At 69.6% G+C, this 24,316-nt stretch carries 15 protein-coding genes and 1 pseudogene; 6 read left to right on the top strand and 10 right to left on the bottom strand.

Annotation, left to right across the window (positions count from 1 at the left end; translation table 11 throughout):
* Positions 1–30: 30 nt before the first annotated feature.
* From G5B46_RS24805 to G5B46_RS01890, 6 genes and pseudogenes are all read right to left on the bottom strand, one after another.
* Positions 31–807 carry an IclR family transcriptional regulator gene (locus tag G5B46_RS24805; RefSeq protein WP_165255578.1) on the bottom strand — a complete coding sequence of 259 codons (777 nt, stop codon included), beginning with the start codon at positions 805–807 and terminating at the stop codon, positions 31–33.
* 113 nt (positions 808–920) lie between these two features.
* Positions 921–1,727, bottom strand: a complete 807-nt coding sequence (locus tag G5B46_RS01910) for a hypothetical protein (protein WP_165255577.1) — start codon at positions 1,725–1,727, stop codon at positions 921–923.
* A 22-nt stretch (positions 1,728–1,749) separates the two neighbouring features.
* Positions 1,750–4,359 (bottom strand): annotated as a pseudogene (locus G5B46_RS01905) (TonB-dependent receptor); the annotation flags it as partial.
* Positions 4,360–4,638: 279 nt separating this feature from the next.
* Entirely contained in the window at positions 4,639–7,209 is a 2,571-nt protein-coding gene (locus tag G5B46_RS01900) for a TonB-dependent receptor (protein ID WP_165255574.1), read from the bottom strand.
* The gene (locus G5B46_RS01895) at positions 7,193–8,206 is read right to left on the bottom strand and encodes a FecR domain-containing protein (protein ID WP_165255572.1); all 1,014 of its coding nucleotides are present in this window, start codon (positions 8,204–8,206) and stop codon (positions 7,193–7,195) included. The genes G5B46_RS01900 and G5B46_RS01895 overlap by 17 nt, the downstream gene beginning before the upstream one ends.
* Positions 8,203–8,742, bottom strand: coding sequence for a sigma-70 family RNA polymerase sigma factor (locus G5B46_RS01890; RefSeq protein WP_165255570.1), 540 nt, complete (start codon positions 8,740–8,742; stop codon positions 8,203–8,205). The genes G5B46_RS01895 and G5B46_RS01890 overlap by 4 nt, the downstream gene beginning before the upstream one ends.
* Before the next feature lie 246 nt (positions 8,743–8,988).
* Here G5B46_RS01890 and G5B46_RS01885 point away from each other — a divergent pair, with 246 nt between their 5' ends.
* Entirely contained in the window at positions 8,989–11,283 is a 2,295-nt protein-coding gene (locus tag G5B46_RS01885) for a TonB-dependent receptor (RefSeq protein ID WP_165255569.1), read from the top strand.
* Between the two features lie 29 nt (positions 11,284–11,312).
* On the top strand, positions 11,313–12,656 hold the full coding sequence (locus tag G5B46_RS01880) for a M20/M25/M40 family metallo-hydrolase (protein WP_165255567.1): 1,344 nt from the start codon (positions 11,313–11,315) through the stop codon (positions 12,654–12,656).
* A 61-nt stretch (positions 12,657–12,717) separates the two neighbouring features.
* Here the strand turns inward: G5B46_RS01880 and G5B46_RS01875 are convergent, their stop codons facing one another.
* The 4 genes from G5B46_RS01875 to G5B46_RS01860 all read right to left on the bottom strand — a co-directional run bounded on the left by G5B46_RS01875 (position 12,718) and on the right by G5B46_RS01860 (position 18,805).
* Positions 12,718–14,082 (bottom strand): metallophosphoesterase family protein, encoded by a 1,365-nt coding sequence (locus tag G5B46_RS01875; RefSeq protein WP_240903286.1) that lies wholly within the window; start codon positions 14,080–14,082, stop codon positions 12,718–12,720.
* Positions 14,083–14,093: 11 nt separating this feature from the next.
* Positions 14,094–17,243 carry a TonB-dependent receptor gene (locus tag G5B46_RS01870; protein WP_165255565.1) on the bottom strand — a complete coding sequence of 1,050 codons (3,150 nt, stop codon included), beginning with the start codon at positions 17,241–17,243 and terminating at the stop codon, positions 14,094–14,096.
* 94 nt (positions 17,244–17,337) lie between these two features.
* On the bottom strand, positions 17,338–18,300 hold the full coding sequence (locus G5B46_RS01865) for a FecR domain-containing protein (RefSeq protein ID WP_165255563.1): 963 nt from the start codon (positions 18,298–18,300) through the stop codon (positions 17,338–17,340).
* A complete protein-coding gene (locus G5B46_RS01860) occupies positions 18,290–18,805 on the bottom strand; it encodes a sigma-70 family RNA polymerase sigma factor (protein WP_165255562.1) in 516 nt (171 codons plus the stop codon). The genes G5B46_RS01865 and G5B46_RS01860 overlap by 11 nt, the downstream gene beginning before the upstream one ends.
* 344 nt (positions 18,806–19,149) lie before the next feature.
* On the opposite strand from G5B46_RS01860, the gene G5B46_RS01855 reads away from it, so the two are divergent.
* The 4 genes from G5B46_RS01855 to G5B46_RS01840 all read left to right on the top strand — a co-directional run bounded on the left by G5B46_RS01855 (position 19,150) and on the right by G5B46_RS01840 (position 24,307).
* A complete protein-coding gene (locus tag G5B46_RS01855) occupies positions 19,150–20,847 on the top strand; it encodes an ABC transporter ATP-binding protein (protein WP_205691426.1) in 1,698 nt (565 codons plus the stop codon).
* Complete coding sequence (locus G5B46_RS01850) at positions 20,831–21,904, top strand: HlyD family efflux transporter periplasmic adaptor subunit (protein WP_165255558.1); 1,074 nt, start codon at positions 20,831–20,833, stop codon at positions 21,902–21,904. Before G5B46_RS01855 ends, G5B46_RS01850 begins: the two co-directional genes overlap by 17 nt.
* Positions 21,904–23,334: a TolC family protein gene (locus G5B46_RS01845; RefSeq protein ID WP_165255556.1), complete on the top strand. Its 1,431-nt coding sequence runs from the start codon at positions 21,904–21,906 to the stop codon at positions 23,332–23,334. The genes G5B46_RS01850 and G5B46_RS01845 overlap by 1 nt, the downstream gene beginning before the upstream one ends.
* 67 nt (positions 23,335–23,401) lie before the next feature.
* Positions 23,402–24,307: a LysR family transcriptional regulator gene (locus tag G5B46_RS01840; RefSeq protein ID WP_165255555.1), complete on the top strand. Its 906-nt coding sequence runs from the start codon at positions 23,402–23,404 to the stop codon at positions 24,305–24,307.
* Positions 24,308–24,316 lie beyond the last annotated feature (9 nt).

The raw sequence follows: 24,316 nt of genomic DNA, 5'->3' as shown, positions 1-24,316 counted from the left end.
TTCAACGCCAGGTGAGCGGTGAAAGCCCGCTCAAACCACCGGGCGACGGCCGCCAATGGTGGTCGTAACCTGGTCGCAGACAGCAGCCAGGGCCTGGCGGACCTCATCGTCGCGGTCGGGCACGAAGGCGTCGGTAGCCAGGACCGTGGCGGTGACCACGGCCTCGCCCTGCAGGTCGAAGATCGGCAGGGCCGTGGCGCGCAGGCCCGGGATCAGCGAGCCGCTGATGGCCGAATAGCCGGTCTTGCGCACCCGCTGACGCAGGGCCTCGACGTCGACGGGCGCCAGGCCGCGCTCGGCCTGCGTCTCGCGCTCCACCATGTGGCGGGTGTGGCTGTCGGGCCGGAAGGCCAGGAACACGTGGCCGGTAGCCGAGCGCAGCAGCGGCAGCGACGAGCCGACCATCAGCGAGGTGGCGACCGGGGGCGACCCCATGGCCCAGCGTACGACGATCGGGCCGCTGGGACCGAGGGCCGCGATCTGCACCGTGCGGCCGGTCTCGCGCGAAAAGGCCGTGATGGCCTCGTCGGCCTCGCGGAAGGCGTCGACCCGCGCCAGGGCGCCCAGACCCAGGCGCAGGGCGCCCGGGCCCAGATCGTAGCGGCCGGTGGCCGGATCCTGCTTGGCCATGCCCGAGGCGACCAGGCTGGCCAGATAGCGGTGGGCCTGCGAGGCCGACAGGTCCGAGGCCTGGGCGATCACGCCCAGGGCGGCCGGGCCGTCGAGGGTCGCCAGCACGTCCAGCACCCGCAGGCCAATGCCGACCGACTGGATGCCTGAACGCTGCTTGGAATCCTGGTCGGTCACTGGCTGGGTCCTGCGCTGGGAAGCGATTGACCCCGATGATGAAACGCCAGGACCCCGACTCGCAAGGCGTCGGGCCCCCTTAGGTGTTCATAGATGAGAATTGGTCGCAGAAACTACTTCGCCAGCGGAACCCGCATCGCCAGGACCTCGCGGCTGCGGCGGGTGATGCCGTAGAGCATGCCCTTATCGCTTTCGTCCCAATCGATCGCCTGGCCCTCGGCCTCCATGGCGATGGTGTCGAGATGGTCGAGCACCCCGCCGCCCATCGGCAGTTGCATGACGTAGAGCTCGGGCAGGTCGTGGCCGCTGAGATAGAGCCGGCCGTCGGGGCCCCAGCCGCCACCGGAGATGCTCATCGGCTTGATGCGCTCCAGCACGCTGGCCGGCAGCGCCCAGGCTTCGAGGCGACGCCACTGGTCGTCGAACTTCACCAGCGTGGTGTGGCGGTGGTCGCGCGGCGGCTCGCCGCCCTTGGCGTCGTAGTTGGCGAACATCGCCCACCAGGCGCCGTCGTGGCGGTCGACCCAAGTGATCGACCCCGTGCCCAGGCCCAGCGAAATGCTGCGCTTGTGGGCCAGGGTCATGGGATCGAAGATCTCGACCGTGCTGACCTGCGGCACGGCAGGGAAGTTGGAGCTGGCGCAGACCAGCTCCCTGGCGATCACCGCGCACGAGTTGATGTGCGGAAAGCGGGCCTTGTCGCCGGTCCACTCGGCGCGCTTCTCGCCGGTCTTCTTGTCGAAGCGGACGATGCGCCAGTTGCTGACGGCGTAGACGTCGCCTGGGCCGGCGGCTGCGCCTTGAGACGCGCCCGCGTCGTAGCGTCGAACGGTCTCGGCCTTGCGGGCGGGTGCGGCGGCTGCCGAGGCGGCGGGAACCTCGGCCTGCAGCGACAGGGCCGCGATGAGTTCCAGGATCATGATCGCTCTCCTCGCCCCTATCCTAGAAGCTTACCGCCGCGCCGACCCAGTAGGTGCGGCCGTAGTTGGCCCATTCCTGCAGGTAGCCGCGGCCCGGGCCGGTCACTTCCTGGCGGCCGGTGTTGGAGAGGTTCTGGCCCTCGACGAACACGGTGTAGTGGTTGGCGAAGCGCCAAGACAGGCTGGCGTCGAACACGTGACGGCCCTTCCAGTACTGGTCGGAGTTGGGGTTGGCGTCGTTGATCGTCTCCAGCTGGCCGCCGATGTAGTTGTGCGAGATCCGGGCCTCGAACGGACCGCGCTGGTAGTAGATCGACTCGTTGGTGGTGATCTCGGGCTGCTGGAACAGGCCCGTCACGCGCGGGCCGGCCGAGGTCAGGAACGTGAACTCGGTGTCCAGCCAGGTGACGTTGCCGTTGAAGCCGAAGCCGTCGAACGGCGCGGGCAGGAAGGTGAAGGCCTGCTGCACGGCGAACTCGACGCCCTTGATCTTGGCGGTCTCGGCGTTGCGCGGCGTCGAAACCAGCACCGTCTCGGGACCGCGGCCGACGTCGAGGGTTTCGGTCGAGCTGAGCGTGAAGATCTCGTTCTTGATGTCCTTGCTGAACACCGCCAGCGAGATCATGCCGTCGGTCGGATAGTACTCGACCGACAGGTCCAGGCCCTCGCTCTCGCGCGCCTTGAGGCCGGGATTGCCGCGCGACAGGGTCGGCTGGCTGCCGTCGAAGTTCAGGGTCTCGGTCGCGGCCAGCGAGCCGTAGTCGGGGCGGCCGATGGTGTTGGTCCAGGCGGCGCGGACGATCAGCTTGTCGGCGGGCTTCCACTGCAGATGCAGGCTGGGCAGCCAGTTGTCGTAGGCGCCGTCGTTGCTGGTCGGGGTCAGCACGCCGCCGGTGTTGCGGATGGCGTCGGACGAGACCTTGGTGTGCTCGTAGCGCAGGCCGCCCAGCACGGTGACGTCGCCGAACGCGTAGCTGGCCTGGGCGTAGCCGGCGTAGATGTCCTCCTCGACCTCGTAGTTGCCGGTCGGGGCGGCCGTGGTGGTCGTGAAGCGATCGCGGTTGGCCTTGAAGAAGGCCATCGCCTCGGCGGCGCCGATGCGCGGGGTCAGGCGGTAGCGGCCGGCGATCAGCTGGTCGGGACCGGCGACGTCGACCTCGTCCAGCGTATAGGTGAAGCCCGTGCCGGCGCGGTAGTTGATCTGGCTGCTGGTGAAGTCGCGCTTGGTCGAGCGCAGCAGGCCGCCGGCCTTGGCCTTCCAGGCGCCGTCGTCGTCGAAGGCCAGGTTGAAGCGGGCCTGGCTGGTCTTCTCGTCGGTCTTGGTCAGGGCGTCGCGGTGCTGCTGCAGCACGTAGTTGACCGGGTTGCGCATCGCCGCCTCGTTCACCGGGGTGAAGATCGGGAACAGCGGGTTGGCGGTGTCGTAGGTGAAGCCGTAGTTGGCGCCCTGGGCGTCGACGGTGCGGAACTCGACCGAGTGGTTGGGCACCTCGAGGCCGGCCTGCGAGTAGACGAGGTCGCCGTCGAGCTTCCATTGCGGGGCGAGGTTCCAGTCGAAGCCGGTGCGGGCCATGCCGATCTCGCGCTTGGTGATCGGCTGGTTCAGCTGGATGATGCCGCGGCCGCGGGCGAAGCTGCCGCTGGTCTGGGTCTGGTTTGCGACGTTGCCCAGCGGCTCGATGCGATACTCGATGCGCTCCTCGTCGTCCTCCATGCGCGAGAACAGGGCCGAGGCCTCCCAGCGGAAGTCGTCGCTCGGGCAGTACTCGACCTTGCCGTTCACGCCGCTGCGCTGCTTGGTGTTGTTGTACCAGAACAGGCGCACCTGGGTCGGCACCTGGATGCCGTTGCCGTTGGCCGCGCCCGACAACACCGGCGCGCCAGCGGCGGTGTACTCGCGCACGCTGGGATCGGCGGCCTCGACCTGCGGGATGTCGTAGTCGAGCTGCTCGTGCGAGGCGCCGATGACCACGCCCCACTGGTCTTCGGCGCCGAAGGTGCGGCCGGCGGCGAAGGCCAGGCGATAGGACGGCTTGTCGTTGCGCACGTCGCCGTGGCGCTCGTACGAACCGTAGGAGGCCATGCCGTTGAAGAACGGCCGGCCGGCGTCGAAGGCGCTGCGGGTGGTGACGTCGATGGCCCCGCCGATGGCGTTGCCGTCGTTCTCGGGCGTCACGGTCTTGATGACTTCCAGGCGACCGGCCATCACCGAGGGCACGATGTCCATCGGCACGGTGCGGCCGCTCTCGTCGACCGAGGCCACCAGGGCGCCGTCGATGGTGGTGCGGTTGTAGGTCGAGCGCAGGCCGCGGATGACCGGGAAGCGCGGCTCGCCCTGGTCTTCCATCACCGAGATGCCGGGAATGCGGCGCAGGGCGGCGGCGGTGTTGTGGTCGGGCAGCTTGCCGATGTCGTCGGCCGAGACCACGTCGGACACCACGAAGGCGTCGCGCTTGACGGCGATGGCGGCGCGCTGGGCCTCGCGCTGGCCGGTGACGATCACTTCCTCGACCGCGTTGGGCGCCTCGTCCTCGGCGGCGTGGGCGAGCAGCGGCGCCGACAGGGCGCTGGTGGCGAGCAGGCCGGCGATCAGGCGGCGGCTGGCGGCGAACGGCTTGGACATCTGGACCCCTCTTGCAAACGCGAGGGGCGCTTAGGGCGGCGTCGTGACACGCGCGCTACATTTGGATGTCAGGCGGAAATACGCACGACGACAGGGCCATGACGTGTGCGGGCATGACCGAAGGGAAACCGCTTACCGCAAGGGCTAGACGACGATCGAGGAGGTCCTCCGCGCCGTCGGCGGGCTCAGCCCATTTTTTGAGGCGCGTCTTCCTGAGACCAATCAATCCGCGAGCCGGTGCGAAAAAAGCGACCTGAGGGTGCGAGACCCGAGAATCTCCGCTCGTGGTCAGAAGCGCCGTCTGACGGCCGCCTCGATAGTGCGGGGCTCGCCATAGATGAGCGACGTGGCGGTCACCGCCGGTGTGATCGCCCCGCCGCCGGCCGCATAGACCTCGTCGAACAGGTTTCGCACCGCCAGCGAAAGGGTCAGGTCGTCGCGGCCGGCCGGCTGCATGGCTAGGCCCGCGCTGGCGACCGCGAAGGCGCCCTGCATCCCGTTACTGTCGCGGGCCCGCTCGACATAGCGCACGCGGCCGCTCTGGAAGACGTCGGCCCAAAGCGTCCAGCGCCCGAAGCGCTCGGACTCGACCGCGCGCCAGTCGGCGGCCAGCCGCGCGGTGTAGGGCGGCGAATAGGAAAAGCGCAGCGAGGCGGGATCGGTCGGGGTCAGCGCCGCCAGCAGCGCCGGCACGGTCAGGGTCTTGAACCGCGCCTGCGTCAGCGTCGCCGACGCCGACAGGGTCAGGCGCTGGCCCCGCTGGCCTCGCCAACCCAGTTCCAGGCCGCTGATCCGCGCCGAGCCGGCGTTGATGATCAGGCTGGGCGGATCGTTGGCGGCGATCCCGTCGCCATCGAAGTTTTCGGCCGGAAACAGGGCGCGCTGGATGTCGCGCGACCAGCCCCGGAACAGGGCCGCGTCGACGCGATGGCGCCAATCGCCCGCGCCGCCGACCCATTTCAGGCCCAGCTCCAGGTCGGTCAGGCTTTCGGGCGCATAGACCTGATAGGCCTCCAGCAACGGTCCGAAGTTGGGCGCATTGACGCCGCCGGCCCGATAGCCGCGACGGGTGACGGCGTAGAGCGTCAGGTTCGGGCGCCCCCGCCAGGTCAGGCCCAGGGTCCAGGTCGGAGCCGAGGATTGGGCGCGCCCCGCCTCGCCGCAGGCCGCCTCGCTGATGTCGGCGACCGGCGCTGCGACCCGCACCAGGCAGGCGCTGGAAACGTCGCGCGTGTAGCGCAGCCCCGCCTCCAGCTCGAAGCCCGCGCCCAGCCGCCGGGTGGCGTCGACGAAGCCGGCCAGGCTCTCGCCACGCCGGTACTGGAACTCGACCCTGGCCGGATTGGAGGGAGTCACCACGCTGGCCCACAGCGATCGCTGCACGCCGACCGGCGCGGTGGACATGTAGAACAGCCCCGCCTGCCAGGCGCCGCCCTGCCCGGCCCGGCTGGCCCGCACCTCCTGCGTGAACTGGCCAAGGTCGATGTGTCGGACCAGCTGGTTCAACGGCAGCGGCGAGCCGTCGCTGTCGAGGGCGCTGTCTAGCACGCTGCGCCGATAGGCGGTGACCGAGCGGACGTCGAGCCCGCCCTCGCGCCAGTCGAGCCGCAGGGTGGCGCCGTCGTTGCGGCGATCCGAACGCGGGGGAAGATCGATGTCGGTGGCCCGTATGCCCCGCACCCTCTGGCGGGCCAGGGCGATGTCGATGTCGCAGCCCGCCGCGCCACAGTCGAAATAGGGCGCGGCCTCGGACGTGCGGCCGTTGCCGCCGCCGGTGACATCCGGCGGATTGGGATAGGTCCCCGACAGGATCGCCGCGCTGCCCGTCTCCCAGGCCCGAAAGCCGTCCAGCACCAGCAGCGCCGACAGCGGCCCCTTCGCCTTCCACGCCAGTGACAGTCGCAGTCCGACCTGATCGCGATCATCCAGGTCGCCGCCGACGCCGAGGTTCTCGACCAGCCCGTCGCGCTTGAGCCCGTAGACGGCCAGGCGGGCGGCAACAGGCGCGCCCTCATCCGTCAGGTCGGCCGCCGCCTCGATCTCGCGCAGGCGATAGGATCCGGTCGCGATGCGGGCATAGGCCCCGCGCCCCGGCTCGTTGGTCTGGATCAGCAGGGCGCCGCCGGTGGTGTTGCGGCCGAACAGAACGCCTTGCGGACCGCGCAGCACCTGCACTTCCGCCAGGTCGAACGAGGGCAGGATCGAACCGTTGTTGGGCAGCGGCGCCTCGTTGACATAGGTGATCACCGACAGCGCGGAATCGCCGGCCGTGGCTCGCCGCTGGCCGCGGATCACCAGGGTCGGCGTCTCGACCGATACCTGGCCGGCGGCCGTCAGCCCCAGGGCCGCCTGCCTCAAGGCCAGCATCCCGTCGCCGCCCAAGCGTTCCAGATCAGCGGCCGAAACGGCGGCGACCGAGGCCGGCACGTCGATCAGCCGCTCTTCGCGGCGTCGCGCCTGGACCAGCACCGCGTCCAGCGGCGCGACGCCCTCGACCTTCGTAGCGGGTTCACGCGCCTCTGGCGTTCGGTCGACCATCCGCGACGACGGCGCGACCGGGGCGACGGCGAAGGCGCGCGGGCCGATGCGGCGCGCGGTGAGCCCGCTGCCTTTCAGCAGGCGCTTCAAGGCCTCTTCCGGTTCGGCCACGGCCCGCCCGCCGCCGGACCGGCGGCCGGCCACGGCCTGGGGCGCGAACAGCACATCGACGCCGGTCTGCTCGGCATAGGCTTGCAAGGCTCCTTCGAGCGGTCCCGCCTGGACGTCGAAACGAAGGGGAGCCGCCAGGACCGCCGGGGCCTGCGCCAGCAGCACCACGGCCGCCAGGGCCGGCGCCGCGCGGCTAGTCCGCCGTCGCACCGGTGTCCTTGGCCGGAGACAGCACGATCGATCCGTCGGCGGCCTCGCCGACCGTCAGACCGTGGATCACGGCCACCGCGCGGGCGAAGGCCAGCGGATCGTCGCTGCCAAAGGCGCCGCTGACCTTGAGGTCCTTGGCCGAGCCACGCACGACGATCCGGCGTCCGCCCCGGCGATTGATCTCGGCGGCGGCGTCGGAAAGCGCGTCGCCCTTGAGCAGCAGTCGGCCGTCGCGCCAGGCCGTGGCGGCCGCGACGTCGGCGGCCGAAACCGTCTCGCGCCCCTGCCCGTCGGCCGCCAGCATCTGGCCCGGCGTCAGTTCGACGGGGGCGGCCTGGCCGCTGACCCGCACCCGTCCGCGCAGCAGCGCGACGCGATAGGCCTGCGCGTTCGGCGCCAGGTCGACCTCGAAGGCCGTGCCGAGCGCACGCACCACGTGGCCGCCGCCGCTGACCTCGAACGGACGCGACGGGTCATGGGCGACGTCGAAGAAGGCCCGCCCATCCCTGAGGAAGATGTTCCTGGAGCCCCGGCCGATGCGGGCGGTCAGCCGCGCGCCGCCGTCGAGCACCACGTGCGAGCCATCGGCCAGCACCACGGCGCTGCGCTGGCCCGGCGCGGCGGCGAAGCTCTGTTCGGACGTCCCGGCGCCCATCCAGGCCAGACCGCCCAGGCCCGCCAGTACGGCCACGCCGGCCAGGCCGGCCGCCATCAAGGCCAGGTTTCGGCGAGAACGGCGGGCCCTGCCCTGGCCGAAGGCCGCGCGGGCCTGGGCCATCTCGCGCTCCAGGCCGCCGGCGGCGACCGCGTCGTCGAGCACGGCCTCGACCTCGGCCATGGCCGCGTAGGCGTCGACATGATCGGCGCCGGCCTCCAGCCAGGCGGTGAGCGCGGCTTCGTCCGCGACGCTCCAGCCGGGCGCGCGCCGACGCTCGTGCCAGTCGGCCGCGGCGTCGTAGACGTCGGCCAGGCCGTCATTGGCGGGAACGAGGCTCATGGACGGCGAACCCGTCGGGTCAGGTGGGCCATGGCCCTGCGCACGTCCTTCTCCACGGTGCTGATCGACACCCCCAGGGCGTCGGCGATGGCCTGATGCCGCAGTCCGTCGATCCGGTAAAGCAAGAACACGTGGCGAGTACGTTCGGGAAGATCGGCCAGGGCGCGACGGACCTCCGTCAGGGTCTCGCGGTCGATCAGCGTCTGTTCGGGCGTCGCCGGCGCCTGGGCGGCGGCGTCATCCTCGATCTCGGGAGCGGCCAGACGGCGCACCTGCTGGCGGCGGGCGCGGTCCCGGATCAGGTTGGCGGCGGTCTGGAAGAGATAGGAATCCAGCCGCTCGACGCTCTCGTCAGGCGGGCGACGGGCGAAGCGCACGAACACTTCGTGCACCAGGTCGTCGACATCGGCCCCGCCGCCGATGCGCAGGGCGATGAACCGGCGCAGCATTCCCTCGTGCCGGCGCACGACCTGGTCGATATCGCCCGGCCGGGCCTGGGCGATCGTCGCCTGACTGAACGCGGACTGTACCGACACCTCGTTCTCCCGCTCTGGGGCCGGGCTATTCGAACTTCGCCGCCAGGCGATGGCCGAACCGGCGCCGAGACCGGAGTTTCGGCCGCGCGCCGCCCATTTGATCAGCATGCGCCCAATTTGCGTGCAGCTTGACCAGGCGCGCAAACCGACGCCCGAAAGTGAAAAAAGTCGTAAGGGCGCTTTCCCCTCGCCCGTCTTGCGGCCCGGAACCGAGCTTCTGGCCGGTCCTCAACGAAGGGGATGAACTTGAACCGCACTGTCTTCCGCACCTTCCGCCGCGCGGCCCTGGCCACCAGCGCCCTGGCCGCCCTGGCCGCCCTGGCCGCCGCCAGCGCCCATGCCCAGGAGGCGCCGGACGCCGCCGTCGACGAGATCATCGTCACCGCGCTGAAGCGCTCGACCAGCCTGCAGGACACCCCGCTCAGCATCTCGGCCGTCGGCGAGACCCAGCTCAGCCGGATCGGCGCCACAGGCATCAACGACTATTTCCGCCAGGTGCCGAACCTGTCGCTGGACGGCGGCACGCCGTCGAACCGCCGCATCACCCTGCGCGGCGTGCGCAGCGCCGGCGAAGCGACGACCGGCCTCTATTACGACGAAACCCCGCTGACCGGCCCGACCGGCACCACCCAGGACGCCGGCTCGACCACCCCCGACATCAACCTGTTCGACGTCGAACGCGTCGAGGTGCTGCGCGGCCCGCAGGGTACGCTCTATGGCTCGGGCTCGATGGGCGGCACCCTGCGGGTGATCTTCAACAAGGCCGACACCAACGAATACGCCGGCGCGGTCGAGGCCCAGGCGACGACCACCAAGGGCGGCGAAGGCGGCTACTACGGCAAGGGCATGGTCAACGTGCCGCTGGTCGAGGACAAGCTGGGCGCGCGCCTTGTGCTCTATCGCGAACAGCGCGGCGGCTATGTCGACAGCGTTCCGCTGAACAAGCAGGACATCAACGGCTCGACCGCCAGCGGCGGCCGCCTGATGCTGACCTACACCCCGACCGAGAACCTGACGATCCGCACCACGGCGGCCCTGCAGAACGAGGAAGTCGACGGCCAGGCCAGCTGGTCGGCCGCCGCCGGCCGCTACAAGTCGGACCGCAAGACCATCGCCCAGAGCAACTCCAAGCTGGCGCTCTACAACGTCACGGCCGAATGGAACCTGGACTTCGCGACGCTGACGGCGACCTCGTCGTACTACAAGTGGAAGATGCTGCGGAACAGCGACTGGACCAACAACATCGCCAACAACCGCGCCAGCAGCGCCGCCTGCGGCCGCTACTTCGGCCTGTCGGGCACGACTTGCTCCAGCGCCCAGCTGTCGCAGTACACCGCCTGGGCCGACTCGCGCGGCCCGGCCGTCTCTTGGCAGCCGATGAGCCTGGAAACCTGGACGCATGAACTGCGCGCCAGCGGCAGCCTGTTCGAAGACAAGCTCGATTGGACCGGCGGCGTCTACTACGAGACCCGCAAGGACCACGTCGACAGCATCCAGACCCGCGCCGACGCCACGACCGGCATGGCCATCCAGCCGTTCGACGCCCTGGGCGCGCGCTACATTGACAACGACGTCAAGCAGACCGCCTTCTTCGGCGAACTGTCCTACCACGTGACCGACGCCCTGACGGTGACCGGCGGGGCCCGCCGCTTCGACTACGACAAGACCGTCTCGGGCGCGGTGACGATCGGCAACGTGATCTCCAACTCGCCGGTCACGGCCTTCAGCCAGGTCGACGCCAGCGCCAAGGGCTGGGTGCAGCGCGTCAACGTCAACTACGAGTTCAGCAAGTCGATCATGGCCTACGCCCAGGCCTCGAAGGGCTTCCGTCCCGGCGGCGCCAACAACATCCCGGGCCTGACCACCGGCCTGGTGGCCTTCGCCCCCGACAGCCTGTGGAACTACGAGGCGGGCGTGAAGAGCGACTGGTTCGACCGTCGCCTGACCGTGAACCTGTCGGCCTACCAGATCGACTGGGACAACATCCAGGTTCAGGCCCAGGCGAACGTCGGCGCGAACTTCTTCATCATCACCAACGCCGGCGCGGCCCGCATCCGCGGCTTCGAACTGGAAACCACCCTGCGGCCGATGACCGGCCTGACCCTGAGCAGCGCCATCGGCGTTTCCGACGCCAAGCTGACCGAGGACATGACCAACTCATCGGTGACCGTCTCGGGCTCGACCGGCCTGGCGGGCGACCGCCTGCCGTTCGTGCCGAAGTTCAGCGGCTCGGTGAACGCCGACTACACCTGGCCGGTCGGCGAAGGCCTCAACGGCCTCGTGCACCTGGACGCCAGCTACACCGGCGGCACGGCCTCGCAGTTCCGTCCCAGCTACGTCTACTACGAGAAGGTTCCGGCCTACACGGTGGTGGGCGCGCGCGTGGGCGTCGAGGGTGAAGGCTGGGGCGCCTACGCCTTCGCCCAGAACCTGACCAACTCGGTCGGCCCGGTCTCGATCACCTCGGCCGCCGGCGCCCTGGACCAGGTGGTCAGCCTGACCCCGCGCACCCTGGGCGTCATGGTTCGCCGCACTTTCTGATCCCGCTCATTCAGTACAGAGATCATTTCATGAAAACCCGCATCGCTTCGGCGGCCCTCGCCGCCCTCCTCTGCGCCGCCGCCGCGCCCGCCATGGCCCAGGAGGCCGCCAAGCCCGCCGCTCAGGTCGACTTCGGCAACGTGCGCCCGCCGCAGCCGACCTCGCCCTACACCAAGCAGGCCAAGACCCTGATGGCGTCCAAGGCCTTCAAGGCGGCCAAGGCCACCCTCGAGGCCGGCTACGAGCAGACGGTCGAGGACATCGTCACCCTGACCGAAATCCCCGCCCCACCCTTCGGCGAGGCCGAGAAGGGCAAGGCCTATCTGGCCATGCTGGCCAAGGAGGGACTGACCGACCTCGACACCGACGCGGCCGGCAACGTCATGGGCCTGCGCAAGGGCACGGGCGGCGGCGGCCTGCTGGTGGTGGCCGCCCACCTCGACACCGTGTTCCCGGCCAGCACCGACGTGAAGGTGCGCCGCGAGGGCGACAAGCTCTACGCCCCGGGCATCGGCGACGACACCGTGGGCCTGGGCTCGATCCTGGCCATCCTGCGCGCCATCAACGCCGCCGACATCCAGACCAAGAGCGACATCCTGTTCGTCGGCGACGTGGGCGAGGAAGGCCCCGGCGACCTGCGCGGCATGAAGGAGCTGTTCTTCAAGGGCAAGTACAAGGACAAGATCGACGCCTTCATCTCGCTGGAGCCCAGCGGCCCCACCGTGATCGTCAACGGCGGCGTCGGCTCCAAGCGCTACAAGACCACCTTCAAGGGTCCGGGCGGCCACAGCATGGGCGACTTCGGCACGGTGAACCCGGCATTCGCCCTGGCCGACGCCGCCCGCCAGTTCGGCGAGCTGAAGGTCCCCAGCGACCCGCGCACGGTCTACAACATCGGCCTGCTGGAGGGCGGCACCTCGGTCAACTCGATCCCGTTCGCGGTGTCGATGACCGTGGACATGCGCTCGGTCGGCAAGGCCGAGCTGAAGGCCGTCGAGGACGCCTACCTCGCCATCCTGCCCAAGGCCGTCGAGGCCGAGAACGCCGCCCGCTCGACCAAGCGCGGCGTGATCAGCCTGGACAACAAGATGGTCGGCGACCGCCCCGTGGGCGAAACCCCGGCCAACTCGCCCTTCGTGCAGCAGCTGGCGGCCGTCGGCGACGCCCTGGGCAAGCCCATGGGCTACGTGGCCGGCTCGACCGACGCCAACATCCCCATGAGCCTGGGCAAGCCGGCCGTCACCCTGGGCGCCGGCTTCGTGACCTTCCGCGGCCACTCGCTGGAGGAAGGCATGGAGGTCAACAAGGCCCGCGACGTGGAAAGCATCGCCACCACCATGGCGCAGATCCTGATGGTCGCCGGCGCGAAATAGCCCCGACGACCGATCGCGCCGACGCGCGGGCCTGGCCCGGGCGTCGGCGCGTCACCCTCGCCTAGCGGCCGCTGTCGACCGGCAGCGACTTGATCCGCGCGACGCCCTTGGCGTCCTTGGTCAGGCGGAACGCGTCCAGCTCGCGCCCCGTCGCGGTGAAGGCCCGATAGGTCACGGCCTCCTTCGACACCTCCAGCGTCTGGAAGGTCTGGGTGCGCGACGCCGAGCGCGTAGCCCAGCTGAGGTCGGCCACCGGATACATCTTCGGCCCCGCCACCGAGACCACGTAGGTCGACCCCTTGTCGGAGGTGTGACCCGGTCCGGCGTTGGTCATCGCGCCGGTCCCGATGGCCCCGCGCGCATAGCCGTGGTCGTGGGCCTGCAGCACCAGATCCACGCCGTACTTGTCGATCAGGGGCTTGAGCGCGTCGCGCACCCGCTCGTTGTCGCGGTCGGGATCGATCGAGAACAGCGGGAAGTGCAGGAACAGCGCCGTCCAGCGATTGGGGTTGTCGGCCAGCAGGCCGTCCAGCCAACGCACCATCTCGGCTCGCATGGCCTCGTCGCCGTGGAACAGCGGCGCATCGACCGAGATCAGCCGAAGGCCCTGGTAGTCGACGGTCCAGGCCGTCTCCTTCAGCTTCTCGACGCCCGCGGGCCCCGTTTCCGGCAAGGTGTACTGGCGCCGCCACTGCGGGTTCAGCACCGGCCCCCGGCCGTACTCGTGATTGCCGGGCGTCGGCATCTGCGGCGTCTGGGCGTAGAGGAAGCCGCCGGCCGCGAACCACTCGCCCCACTCGTTGTCGCTGTCGTGGCGATTGATCAGGTCGCCGGCGTGGATGACGAAGGCCGCGTCTCCGGCCTTGCGGAACGCCATCCTCATCGTGCGCGAAGCCTCGCTGAGGATGTTGTTCTGCATGTCGCCCATGTAGAGGAAGGTGAACGGCTTGGCGGTGGTCGCCGCCGTGCGGAACTGCAGCCATTCGGACCAGCGCCGGCCGTCGCCGACGCGGTAGGCGTAGACGGTCTCGGGCTTGAGCCCCTTGAGCACCGCCGAGTGATAGGCCGCCTTGAACGCCGGATCCTCCCTCACCGCGATCGTCGCATCGTCGGTGACGGCGTCGATGCGCACCGCCTTCTGGATGAAGTCGGGGCCGTCCTCGGCCTCGGCGTACTCCACATGGCCCAGGAGGCCCGGCGCGGTGCGCCAGGTCACCGCCATCTCGTGGGCCGGGTCCGCGGTGAGGTTCAGGACGATCCGCTCCGGCAGGAGCGTCGGCGGGACGGCCGGCAGATCGGACGCCTGCACCGGCGCCGGTTCGGGGCGCAGCGGACGCTCTGGCTTCTGGGCGCCGGCCTGGGCGAACGCGGATCCGCCCAGGGCCGCGAGCGCGGCCCCGAGCATCAGGATTTGGGTCGGTTTCATGCTGGCCTCGATCAGAAGACGTAGTTGAAGCCGAACGAGATCGACCGCCCGTTCTTGATGTAGGCCCGGCTGGAGCTGGTGCTGTCGCCGGCCGTGTACCAGTAGGTGTGGTTGTCGAAGAGGTTCTGGACCTGCATCGACGCCGTCGCGCCCTTCCACAGCTTGCGCCGCAGGTTCAGGTCCACGAACTCGTAGTCCTGCTCATACGGGTTGTTGCCGAAGTCCTGGATGCCTTCGAGGAACTCGGACTGATAGCTGTAGGCGGCGTAGGCTTCCCAGCCTTTGTACTCCCAGAACAGCTGCACGTTGGCCACGCGCTCGGGCGTCTCCATCAGCGGCAGGGTGTAGCCCTCGGGGTGCCAGGAGATGCCGGTTTCGGCCTCGGACTTCTGCAGCGTCAGGTTCACGCTGGCGCCGAGCTTGGACAGCGCGCCGGGCAGCCAGTGGAACACCTGCTGGGCGCTGATCTCCACCCCGTAGACCTTGGCCCACTTGCCGTTGTTGGGCATCGAGACGGTCACGCCGTCGGGGCCGACATTGGTCCCGGCCGTCCCGTCACGGATGTTCGACGACGAGGAGCGGTACAGGAAGTTGCGGATGTCCTTGTAGAACAGCCCGACCGAATAGGCGCCGGTGTCGCCGTTGTAGCGCTCGATCGACAGGTCGTAGTTGACCGCCTTCATCGGCTTCAGGTCCGGATTGCCCTGCTCGATCGAGACGAGGATCCAGTCGCTGGTCGGGTTCTCCTTGCCGTCGCCGTCCGGGTCGGTGTCGTAGCCGTACTCACGCGCCGACGACATGCGGGCGATGTCGGGACGGGCGAAGCTGGTCCAGATGGCGGCCCGCAGCTTGGTGCGGTCGTTGAGGCCGTAGTTCAGGTGGATCGACGGCAGGACGTTGGTGAAGTCGCTCTTGTCGGTCGAATAGTGGCCGCCCTGCACCTCGTCGAGAATGTAGGCGTCGATGGTGTTCCTGGTGCTCTCGACGCGGACGCCGCCGATGACCTGGGCCTTGCCGACCCGCGCGGTGGCCATCAGGTAGCCGGCGAAGATGTCTTCCTTGAAGGTGAAGCTGTCCTCGCCGCTCAGTTCGGCGTTGCCCGGATCGGTGGCGAAGCCTTCGAAGAAGGTGCTGTCGCCCGCCATGGCCCGCTGCAGTTCGGCCAGCATGGCCTTGTTGTCGATGACCGTGCCCAGCCGATAGAGGCCGGCGTACTCGCCGTCGAACAGGCTGGTCACTTCCTTGCCGTAGAAGCTGGAGAAGTCGGCCAGCGTGCCCTCGGCGTCGAGGTCGAGGAACTCGCCGCTATAGGTCGAGCGCTTGGAGCTGTAGACCTTGCCGCCGGTCTTGACCGCTTCCAGCCAGTCGGAGACGGGGCGCCATTCGAGATTGACCTGGCCCTGCCAGAGCCGCTCCTGCGCGCCGCCGATCTCGCCCGACAGGCCGGCGAAGTCGTACTGGCTGTTGTCGTGGATCGCCGCCATGCCGGCGTCGTTCAGCACCCACTTGGGAAAGCGGCTGTCGCCGAAGTTGGTGACCTTGACGCCCTTGTTGCCCAGCCAGCCGTACTTGTCGCTGCGGAACTCCATCTCGTAGCTGTCGTCGATATTGTCCTCAGATTTGGCGTAGGACAGGTCGTAGTCGACGGTGAAGTCCTTCCAGCGGCTGACGCCGCCGAAGTTGACCGACGCCAGCGAGCCGGTCTCGCGCGAGCCTTCCCAGAAGCGGCGGAGGCGGAAGCCCTGCGGGTCCCAGGTCCCCGAAGCGCCGTCCAGCGAGTAGTACGAACGGGTCGAGCGGTCGGCGTCGGTGATGCGGCCGTCGCGGTCGCGGTCGACGATCTGGGCGGTGGTGTAGCTGTAGATCCGGCCGAGCTTCGCGTCCGTGCCGATGATCGAAGCCTCGGGCGAGGCCAGGCCCGTCATGGACTTGTCGACCTGCGTCAGGCGGGTCGAGTTCTTGCCGGTGTCATTGCGAAAGTTCAGGCGATTGGCGAACTCGTCCTGGGTGTACTCGTTGAACTGGCCGCGCAGGTGGAAGTCGTGTCTGGCCCCGCGATAGTCGAGGCTGGTGTTGACGCCGCGCCGCCGCACCTCGGTCTCGCCGACGGCCAGGTCCATGCCGCGCATGACGAAGGTCTCAGGATCCCAGCCCAAGGTCTCGCTGTCGGCGTACCAGACCGACGGCTGGTTATCGCCGTCCACGCCGTTCTGCTCGAACTGCGACTTGCGACGCGACCAGCTGCCCGTGACGAAGACGCCCCAGTTGTCGTTGAAACGGCGGCCGAAAGAGCCGGCGATCTCGCCCGACTTCTTGTTGTCGAACTTGTCGAGCATGCCCGCCGACGCCGACAGCACGCCATAGGTCGGACCGTGGTCGAAGGCCGTGGGCGTGCGGATGTCGATCGAGCCGCCCAGGGCGTCGCCGTCGCGGTCGGGCGTCAGGCTCTTGATGACGGTGATCGAGTCGATGCCTTCGGGCGGCAGGAAGCTGAGGCGCACGCCGCGATAGAAGTTGTCGTCGCGCGAACCGGCGCCGCCCATCCGCACGCCGTTCATCGTGTAGTTGTTGAGCTCGGTCGACAGGCCGCGGATGGTGATGCGGTCGCCCTCGCCGGTGGTGTGGTTGCGCACGGCGTTGACGCCCGGCAGGCGCGACAGGGACTCGGCGACATTGTTGGCCGGCAGGTCGCCCATGTCGTCGGAGCTGATGACGTCGGAAATGAAATCGGCCTTGCGCTTGGCGTCGAGCGAGCGGCGCAGGCCGGCCGCGTAGCCGACAACGACGCCGTCGACCTCGATGGCTTCGGGCGCATCGACCTGGGCCTGCGCCGACTGGCGCTCCAGGGTCAGCACGCCGCGCACCTCGCGCGCCTCGATGCCCGAACCGGCGATCATCCGTTGCAGAGCCTCACGGGGCGTCATCTGCCCCGACACCGCGTTGGAGGTGCGTCCGCGGGTCAGCGCTGGATCGAAGACGATCGACAGGCCGGTGTCGCGCGACAGGGTCTGCAAGGCGCGGCCCAGGTCCTGGGCCGGAATGGTGATGGCGACGCGGGCCTCGGCGCCCTTGGCCGCCGGCACGGCGTGGGCGGGCGCTGCGACAGCCGCCAGGACGGCCACGGCCGCCGCCGCGAGCAGCCCGCTCTTATGGATACGCATTTGGAAATTCCCCTCCGATCGAACTGATCGTCACGGGGTTAGACGGCGGCCCTCGACGTCCTGACAGCTGTCATAAAAACTTGTTCCGGTCGGCCTAACCGCCTGAAATCTCGAATTGATCCGCCCCCTGACGGGTCAGCTTGAAGCCGTGCAGCCTGGCCATGGCGGCCAGCGCGTTTTCCGGATCGTCATAGGCGAAGCGGCCGCTGACCAGGACCCTGCCCACCGCGGGGTCGGCCAGCCTGACGCGGACGCCGGTGGCGCGCTCCAGGTCCTCGACGACGCTGGCCAGGGTGGCCTCGTTGAACTCCAGCCAGCCCTTGGCCCAGGGCGGCACGTCGGTCTCGAGTTCGGGCCGGGCCAGAGCCATGCGCTGGACCACGCCGTCGACGACCCTGGCCTGCTCGCCGGCATGGACGTGAACCGGCGCGCCCTTTCCCGCCACCTTCACGATCCCCTCGAAGACCTCGACCTCCACCACCATGCCGGCGGCCGTCTGGCGCTGGTCGACGTTGAAGCGGGTGCCGACCGCGGTGACCCGCACGCCATCCACCTCGACCGAGAAGGGCCGGGCCTTGTCGGGCGCGACCTCGAAGAAGCCCTCCCCCTTCAGGCGCAGGCGGCGTTCGTGCTCGCCCAGTTCGACCCGCACCTGGCTGAGCCCGTTCAGGCGGACCGCCGAGCCGTCGGCCAGCGCGATCGGCCGGGGCACGCCCCTGGTTCCCTCGATCAGCTCGCCGCGCGGCGACAGGCCGCCCGCCAGCAGGACGACGACGCCGGCGACAGCCGCCAGGCTCGTCCCCGCCACGGCGCCGAACGTCCAGGAGCGCCGACGAGGCGCCGGCCGCGCGCGGACCATCCGCTGCGTGGCCCAGATCACCGCCGCATCGTCGATCAAGGCCTCGTGGCGGGCCAGCAGATCCTGGCGGTCGGGCCGGCCTTCGAGCCATTGCTCCAGGGCCGCCTGCTGATCGGGCGACCAAGCCGCATCGCGGCGGGCGTCGGCCCACAGCGCGGCTTCGCGGTCGTCCTTGGCGTTCACCGGTCTAGTCGACATGGCGGCCCTCCGCCGTGCGGCGCAGCGTCTGGGCCGCGCGGCTGTAATGCTTCTGCACCGCCTCGATCGACAGCTTGAGGTCGCGGGCGATGGTCTCGTAGGATTCCTCGCCGGCGCGACGTCGCACGAAGACCTCGCGCCTCAAGGGCGGCATCGCCTCCAGCGCCCTCTGGCACAGCCTCGACCGCTCGCTCATGTCCAGCGCCTCCAGCGGCGTCGTCCCGCTATGGATCGAATGCTCCGCCGCCTCCAGGTCGTCGATCTGGACGTTGGCCGCGCGGCGAGCGCGATCGACCAGGATGTTGCGCGCCGCGCGCATGGCGTAGACCAGCGGATCGGTGATCAGGGTGTCGCGAGCGCGCGCCAGGACACGCATGATCGCCTCCTGCACCACGTCCTCGGCGTCGACCGAGGTCGCCAGCCGTCGGCGGACATAGGCCAGCAGGACCCGGTTCTGCGCCGGCGTCGCCAGCGCCCGCCCCACCTCCTGCTCGTTGCCGATCACCCGCGACGCCTCCTCGACGGAGCGTGGCTATAGGAGCGCCCTGTGACGGATCCGATGAGGTTCCATGTCGGTTCGATGTCGGCGCGGCGCCCGGAGGCGATCGTCCCGCCACCCTTGAGAGCGCGTTCCACAGACTAGCCGAACAGTCGCTGGAACGCCTTCGGCATCCGGGCAAGGCGATGCCCGTACACACTTTGTAACGCCATTGATGGGGAGCCGAACGGGGCCCCGGTGTATCGCCCACCTCGAGGCGAATGCTTCACCTCCAATGCTTCGCGGGCTCAGGCTCTGTGACCACGCGGCATGGACGGGGCGTTCATTGGCGAGATCAAGTAGAGGCGGACGTGGCGACGACCGAACGTATCGGGTTCAGGGAAGCGACAAGGTGGCTGTCGGAGATCGTTGGTCCCGACGCAGCCTATGTGAAGCTCGGCATCGTCTACACGCTCGCCATCGGCCTAATGTCGCTGGCGACCCCCATCTCGGTCCAGTTGCTGATCAACAGCGTGGCCAACATCGCCCTGCCCGCGCCGCTCTGGACGCTGTCGGGCGTACTGCTGTCGCTGCTGCTGATCGTGGCCGCGCTCAGCGCCCTGCGGGTCTATCTGATGGCGGCGTTCGAGCGCCGGGTGTTCTCGCGGGTGGTGGCCGAGATCACCATCCGGGCGGTGCACGCCCAGAACCCGTTCTTCGGCGACGCCAGCCGCGGCGATCTGTTCAACCGCTACTTCGACCTGACCGTCGTGCAGAAGGCCGTGCCGGGCCTGGTCATCGGCGCCTTCACCATCCTGCTGCAGGGCATGGTGGGCCTGACGGTGACCAGCTTCTATCACCCGTTTTTCCTGGCCTTCAACGTGGTGCTGGTCGTCGCGGTCGTGCTGGTCTGGCTGATCTGGCGGCGCGGCGCGATCACCGGCGCGGTGGCGCTGAGCCACGCCAAGCACGACGCTGCACGCTGGCTGGAAAGCGTCGGCGGATCCAACGGCTTCTACAAGTCCAGCCGCCACCTGGCCTTCGCCATGGACCGGTCCGAAGCCAAGACCGCCGCCTATGTGGACGCGCACAAGCGCTACTTCCGCTCCAGCTTCGCCCAGACTCTGAGCTACCTGCTGATCTACGCCCTGGCCAGCGCCGCCCTGCTTATGCTCGGCGGCAACCTGATCCTGCGGGGCGAGCTGTCGATCGGCCAGCTGGTGGCGGCCGAGCTGATCCTTTCCGGCGTGTTCTACGGCGTCTCGCAGCTGGGCTACTACCTCGACACCTTCTACGACCTGGTCGCCAGCGCCGAGGAGCTGTCGCTGCTGTTCTCCATACCGCAGGAGAAGCCGCCGGCGCGCGGCGCGGAGGCGCCCAGCGACGGCGCCCTGCGGCTGATGGACGTCAAGCTCGACGACGCCCGTTTCGACTTCGCCCTCGCCGCCGGCGAACAGCTGGTGGTCGCCGCCGATCCGGGCGCCGAGCGCAAGCTGACCCTGGTGCTCAAGCGCCACGTCCACCCCGAGCGCGGCCTGGTCTCGATCGGCGGCGCCGATCTGGAGGCGCTCGACATGTACCTGCTGCGCTCGCAGGTGCTGGTGCTGAACCGGCCGACCATCGCCGAGGTGACGATCCGCGAGTACCTGGCGATGGCGGCCAGCGACGTCTCGGCGACCCGGATGCTGGAGGCGCTCGCCGTGGTCGGGCTGCAGGAACGCATCGCCCAGTTGCCCAAGGGCCTGGACACGCCGCTCGCCGCGACGGGCCACCCGCTCAGCCTGGGGTCGATGATGGCGCTGCGCCTGGCCAACGCCCTGCTGGTCGAGCCCAAGCTTCTGGTGCTCGGGCAACTGTACGACCTCCTGCCCTCGCGAACACTGACGGCCGTGCTGGGCGTGTTGAAGGCGCGGGGCGCCACCACCCTGCTGTTCACCGGCCGCCCCGAGGACATGGCCCTGGACGGCTGGCTGCACCTGGGCCTTTCCGAACAACGCCGCTTCGCCTCGCTCGCCGAGCTTCAGGACCACCTCGCCAGCCGGAGGCAGGCCCATGCCCTACCGTCCTGAACACCTCTCGCACTTCAAGACGCTGGCGCAGCAGCGCCCGCCCCGGCTGGTGGTGGCGCTGGCCTGGATGGTCGCGGCCGGCGTCGTCGTCTCGCTGGTCATCCTGTTCTTCGTGCCGTGGATGCAGACGGCCCAGGGCAGAGGCCTGGTGGCCGCGCCCGGCCCCGGCGACCGCGCTCAGGACGCTTCGGCGCTGGTCAGCGGGCGCCTGGAGCAGTGGTACGTGCAGGACGGCCAGCACGTCGACGCCGGCGACCCGATCGCCCGCATCAACGACCTCGATCCGAACCTTCTGGCGCGGCTGGCCGAGGAGCGCGCTCAGGTCGAGGCCGAGATAGCAGCGGTGCGCCAGGCCCAGTCGGTGGCGAGCATCGACGTCGGCCGCACCCGCCAGCTCCTCGCCGAGGGCCTGGCCGCGCGCCGTGATTTCGAACAGGCCCAGATCAAGGTCGCCGACGCCGGAGCCAAGCTGGCCGAGGCCCGGGCCAAACTCAACCGCATCGACGTGCAGCTGAACCGGCAGTCGGCGCAGATGGTCACCGCGCCCCGCAGCGGACGCATCCAGAGCCTCAATGCCGCCGCCGGCGGCGGTCTGGTGTCGGCCGGCACCGTGCTGGCCGTTGTCGCGCCGGAACGCACGGAGCGGGTGGTCGAGCTGTTCATCGACGGACGCGACGTGCCGCTGGTGCGGCCGGGGCGCGCGGTCCGGCTGGAGTTCGAAGGCTGGCCGGCGATCCAGTTCAGCGGCTGGCCGGCGGTGGCGCAGGGGCTGTTCGACGGCAGGGTCCGCTCGATCGATCCGACCGCCGCGCCGTCGGGCCTCTTTCGGGTTCTCGTCGAGCCCATGCCGGGCAAGGCCCCATGGCCCGACCAGCGCTTCGCCAGGCTGGGCGGCAAGGTTCGCGGCTGGGTGCAGGGTGAGACGGTCTCGGTCGGCTACGAGCTCTGGCGGCAGCTCAACGACTTCCCGCTCGACTTCGGCCAGGCGGCCGCGACGACCACCTCCGCCGGGACGCCCGCGAAGGGCGACGGCAAGGACGCGGGCAAGGCCAAGTGATGGTGCGGCTTTCCCTGACCCTGCTGCTGCTGTTCTCGGCTCCAGCCCTCGCGGCGGCCCAGACCCCGGCCGTGGCCGAGAACAGCGCCGCGCCGCTGACCTCCGCCGAAGTGCTGGCGGCTTCGGCGCGCTCGTCGCCGCAAATCGTCGAGCAGCTGGCGCGCGAACGCCAGGCCAGGAGCCGGGCGCTGACCGCGGAGGGCGCCTTCGACACGGTGTTCGCCGTCGAAGGCCGCGCGCGCGCGCTCGGCTACTATGACGGCGACCAGATGGAGGCGCGCGCCACACAGCCGTTCGGCGACAACGGCGGCTATGTCTACGGCGCCTATCGCCTCTCGAGCGGCCGCTTTCCGGTCTACGAGGACCAGGCGCACACCAACGAGCTGGGCGAGGCCAAGATCGGCGTGCTCTACGCCCTGCTGCGCGACCGGCTGGTCGACGAGCGGCGCACGCGGCGCGCCCTGGCCGCCTCGGACATCGACATCGCCCGCTTCGAGCGCCAGGCCGTGGCCGTCGGCGTGCAGACCCGCGCGATCATGGCCTATCAGAACTGGGTCTCAGCCGGCTGGCGGCTGAAGGCCTATCGCGACCTGCTCGACCTGGCCGAAAGCAGGCGCGGCGGCATCCAGCGGCAGGTCCAGCTGGGCGCCAAGCCCGAGATCCTGCTGACGGAGAACGAACAGAACCTGGTTCGTCGCCGCGCCCTGGTGGTGCGCGCCGAGGGCGACCTGCAAGCCGCCGCCAACGCGCTGTCGCTCTACTACCGCGACACCGCCGGCCAGCCGATCGTGGTGGACGAAGGCCGGTTGCCGAACGAAGCCGGCGCGCTGGCCGGCGTCCAAACGGCGGGCGCGAACGGCGATCCCGCAACGACCCGGCCGGACCTGCAGAGCATCCTGGCGCGCGTCGACCAGTCCCAGGCCCGTCTCGCCCTGGCCGAAAACGACCTGAAGCCTCGTTTCGACCTCAGGATGGAGCTTGGCAAGGATATCGGCCCCGAAGGCCTGGGCGGCCCCAGCCGCACGCCGACGGAGGCTGTGATCGGCTTTCGCTTTTCCGTGCCGCTGCAGAACCGGGCGGCCAGGGGCAAGATCGATGAGACCCGCGCCGAGATCGACGCGCTGCAGGCCCGCGGACGCTTCCTTCGCGACCAGATCGCCGTCGAGGTCGAAGGGATCGGCATCGCCCTGCATGCGGCCGAACTCCTGGCCAGGGCCGCCGAACAGGAACGCGACCTGGCCGCCCGCCTGGCGGTCGCCGAGCGGCGCCGGTTCGAACTCGGCTCGAGCGACTTCTTCCTGGTCAACCAGCGCGAAGAGACCGCGACCGACGCGGCCGTCCGGCTCGTCGAGGCGCAGACCCGTATCGCCTCGGCCCGCGCCGAACTGGCCGCCGCGACGGTGGACCGCGCGGCCCTGGGCCTCGACTGAGACGAGGCGACTTCGGCGTGGTGAAGCGCTAGCCTGATCCTTTCTCTGGCGAGGTCACAGGCGGCGCATGGACAACCGCGCGGGCGAGATGATGGTGTTCGTGCGGGTGGTCGAATCCGGCAGCTTCTCCGAAGCGGCCCGGCTGCTGCTGATGACGCCCTCGACGGTGTCGAAGCTGATCGCCCGGCTGGAGGCGCGCCTGGGGGTCCGGCTGATCGAACGCTCGACCCGCAGGCTGGCGCTGACCAGCGAGGGCCAGTTCTACTACGAGCGCAGCCGCGCGCTTCTGGGGCAGCTGGACGAGACGGAACAGCAGATCGCCCAAGGCGGCGCGGAGGCTGAAGGGGTGATCCGCGTCACCTCGTCGGTGACCTTCGGCGTCGCCGCCCTGGAGCCGATCCTGCCGGAGTTCCTGCAAGCCTATCCCCGGGTCGCCGTCGACCTTTCGCTGTCAGACGACGTGGTCGACCTCTATCTGGATCGCACCGACGTCGCGATCCGGGTCGGCAAGCTGCAGGATTCCAACCTGATGGCGCGCAGGATCGGCGAGACCCGCCGGAGGATCGTCGCCTCGCCCGCCTATCTGGCCCGGCACGGAACCCCGCGTACGCCCGAGGACCTGATGTCCCACAACTGCCTCGGGTTCAATTTCCGCCGCGCCAACCCGGTCTGGCCAATGCGCGAGGGCGGACGGATCGTCGAGCGCATGCTGAGCGGATCGCTGCTGGCCAACAACGGCGAAACTCTCCGGCGCATGGCCCTGGCCGGCGTGGGCGTCGCACGGATCGCCGACTACCACCTGAGGGGGCCCATTGCGCGCGGCGAACTGGTCGAGATCCTGCAGGACAGCGACATCGGCGAGACCGACGAGATCCACGCCCTGTTCCGCGGCGCCCAGTTCCTGCCGGCCAGGGTGCGCGCGTTCCTCGACTTCACCGTGCCGCGTATGCAGCGGTTCCTCGCCGAAGGATGAGAAGGCGGC

This window comes from Caulobacter sp. 602-2, assembly GCF_011043625.1.
Lineage (GTDB): Bacteria > Pseudomonadota > Alphaproteobacteria > Caulobacterales > Caulobacteraceae > Caulobacter.
Note: the sequence above shows the minus strand (reverse complement) of the source record. Positions and strands in the feature narration are given on the sequence as shown.

Coding starts and splice junctions, on each gene's coding strand:
- G5B46_RS01910 (WP_165255577.1), bottom strand. CDS start 1,727: ATGATCCTGGAACTCATCGCGGCCCTGTCGCTGCAGGCCGAGGTTCCC.
- G5B46_RS01895 (WP_165255572.1), bottom strand. CDS start 8,206: ATGAGCCTCGTTCCCGCCAATGACGGCCTGGCCGACGTCTACGACGCC.
- G5B46_RS01880 (WP_165255567.1), top strand. CDS start 11,313: ATGAAAACCCGCATCGCTTCGGCGGCCCTCGCCGCCCTCCTCTGCGCC.
- G5B46_RS01875 (WP_240903286.1), bottom strand. CDS start 14,082: ATGAAACCGACCCAAATCCTGATGCTCGGGGCCGCGCTCGCGGCCCTG.
- G5B46_RS01870 (WP_165255565.1), bottom strand. CDS start 17,243: ATGCGTATCCATAAGAGCGGGCTGCTCGCGGCGGCGGCCGTGGCCGTC.
- G5B46_RS01865 (WP_165255563.1), bottom strand. CDS start 18,300: ATGTCGACTAGACCGGTGAACGCCAAGGACGACCGCGAAGCCGCGCTG.
- G5B46_RS01850 (WP_165255558.1), top strand. CDS start 20,831: ATGCCCTACCGTCCTGAACACCTCTCGCACTTCAAGACGCTGGCGCAG.
- G5B46_RS01845 (WP_165255556.1), top strand. CDS start 21,904: ATGGTGCGGCTTTCCCTGACCCTGCTGCTGCTGTTCTCGGCTCCAGCC.
- G5B46_RS01840 (WP_165255555.1), top strand. CDS start 23,402: ATGGACAACCGCGCGGGCGAGATGATGGTGTTCGTGCGGGTGGTCGAA.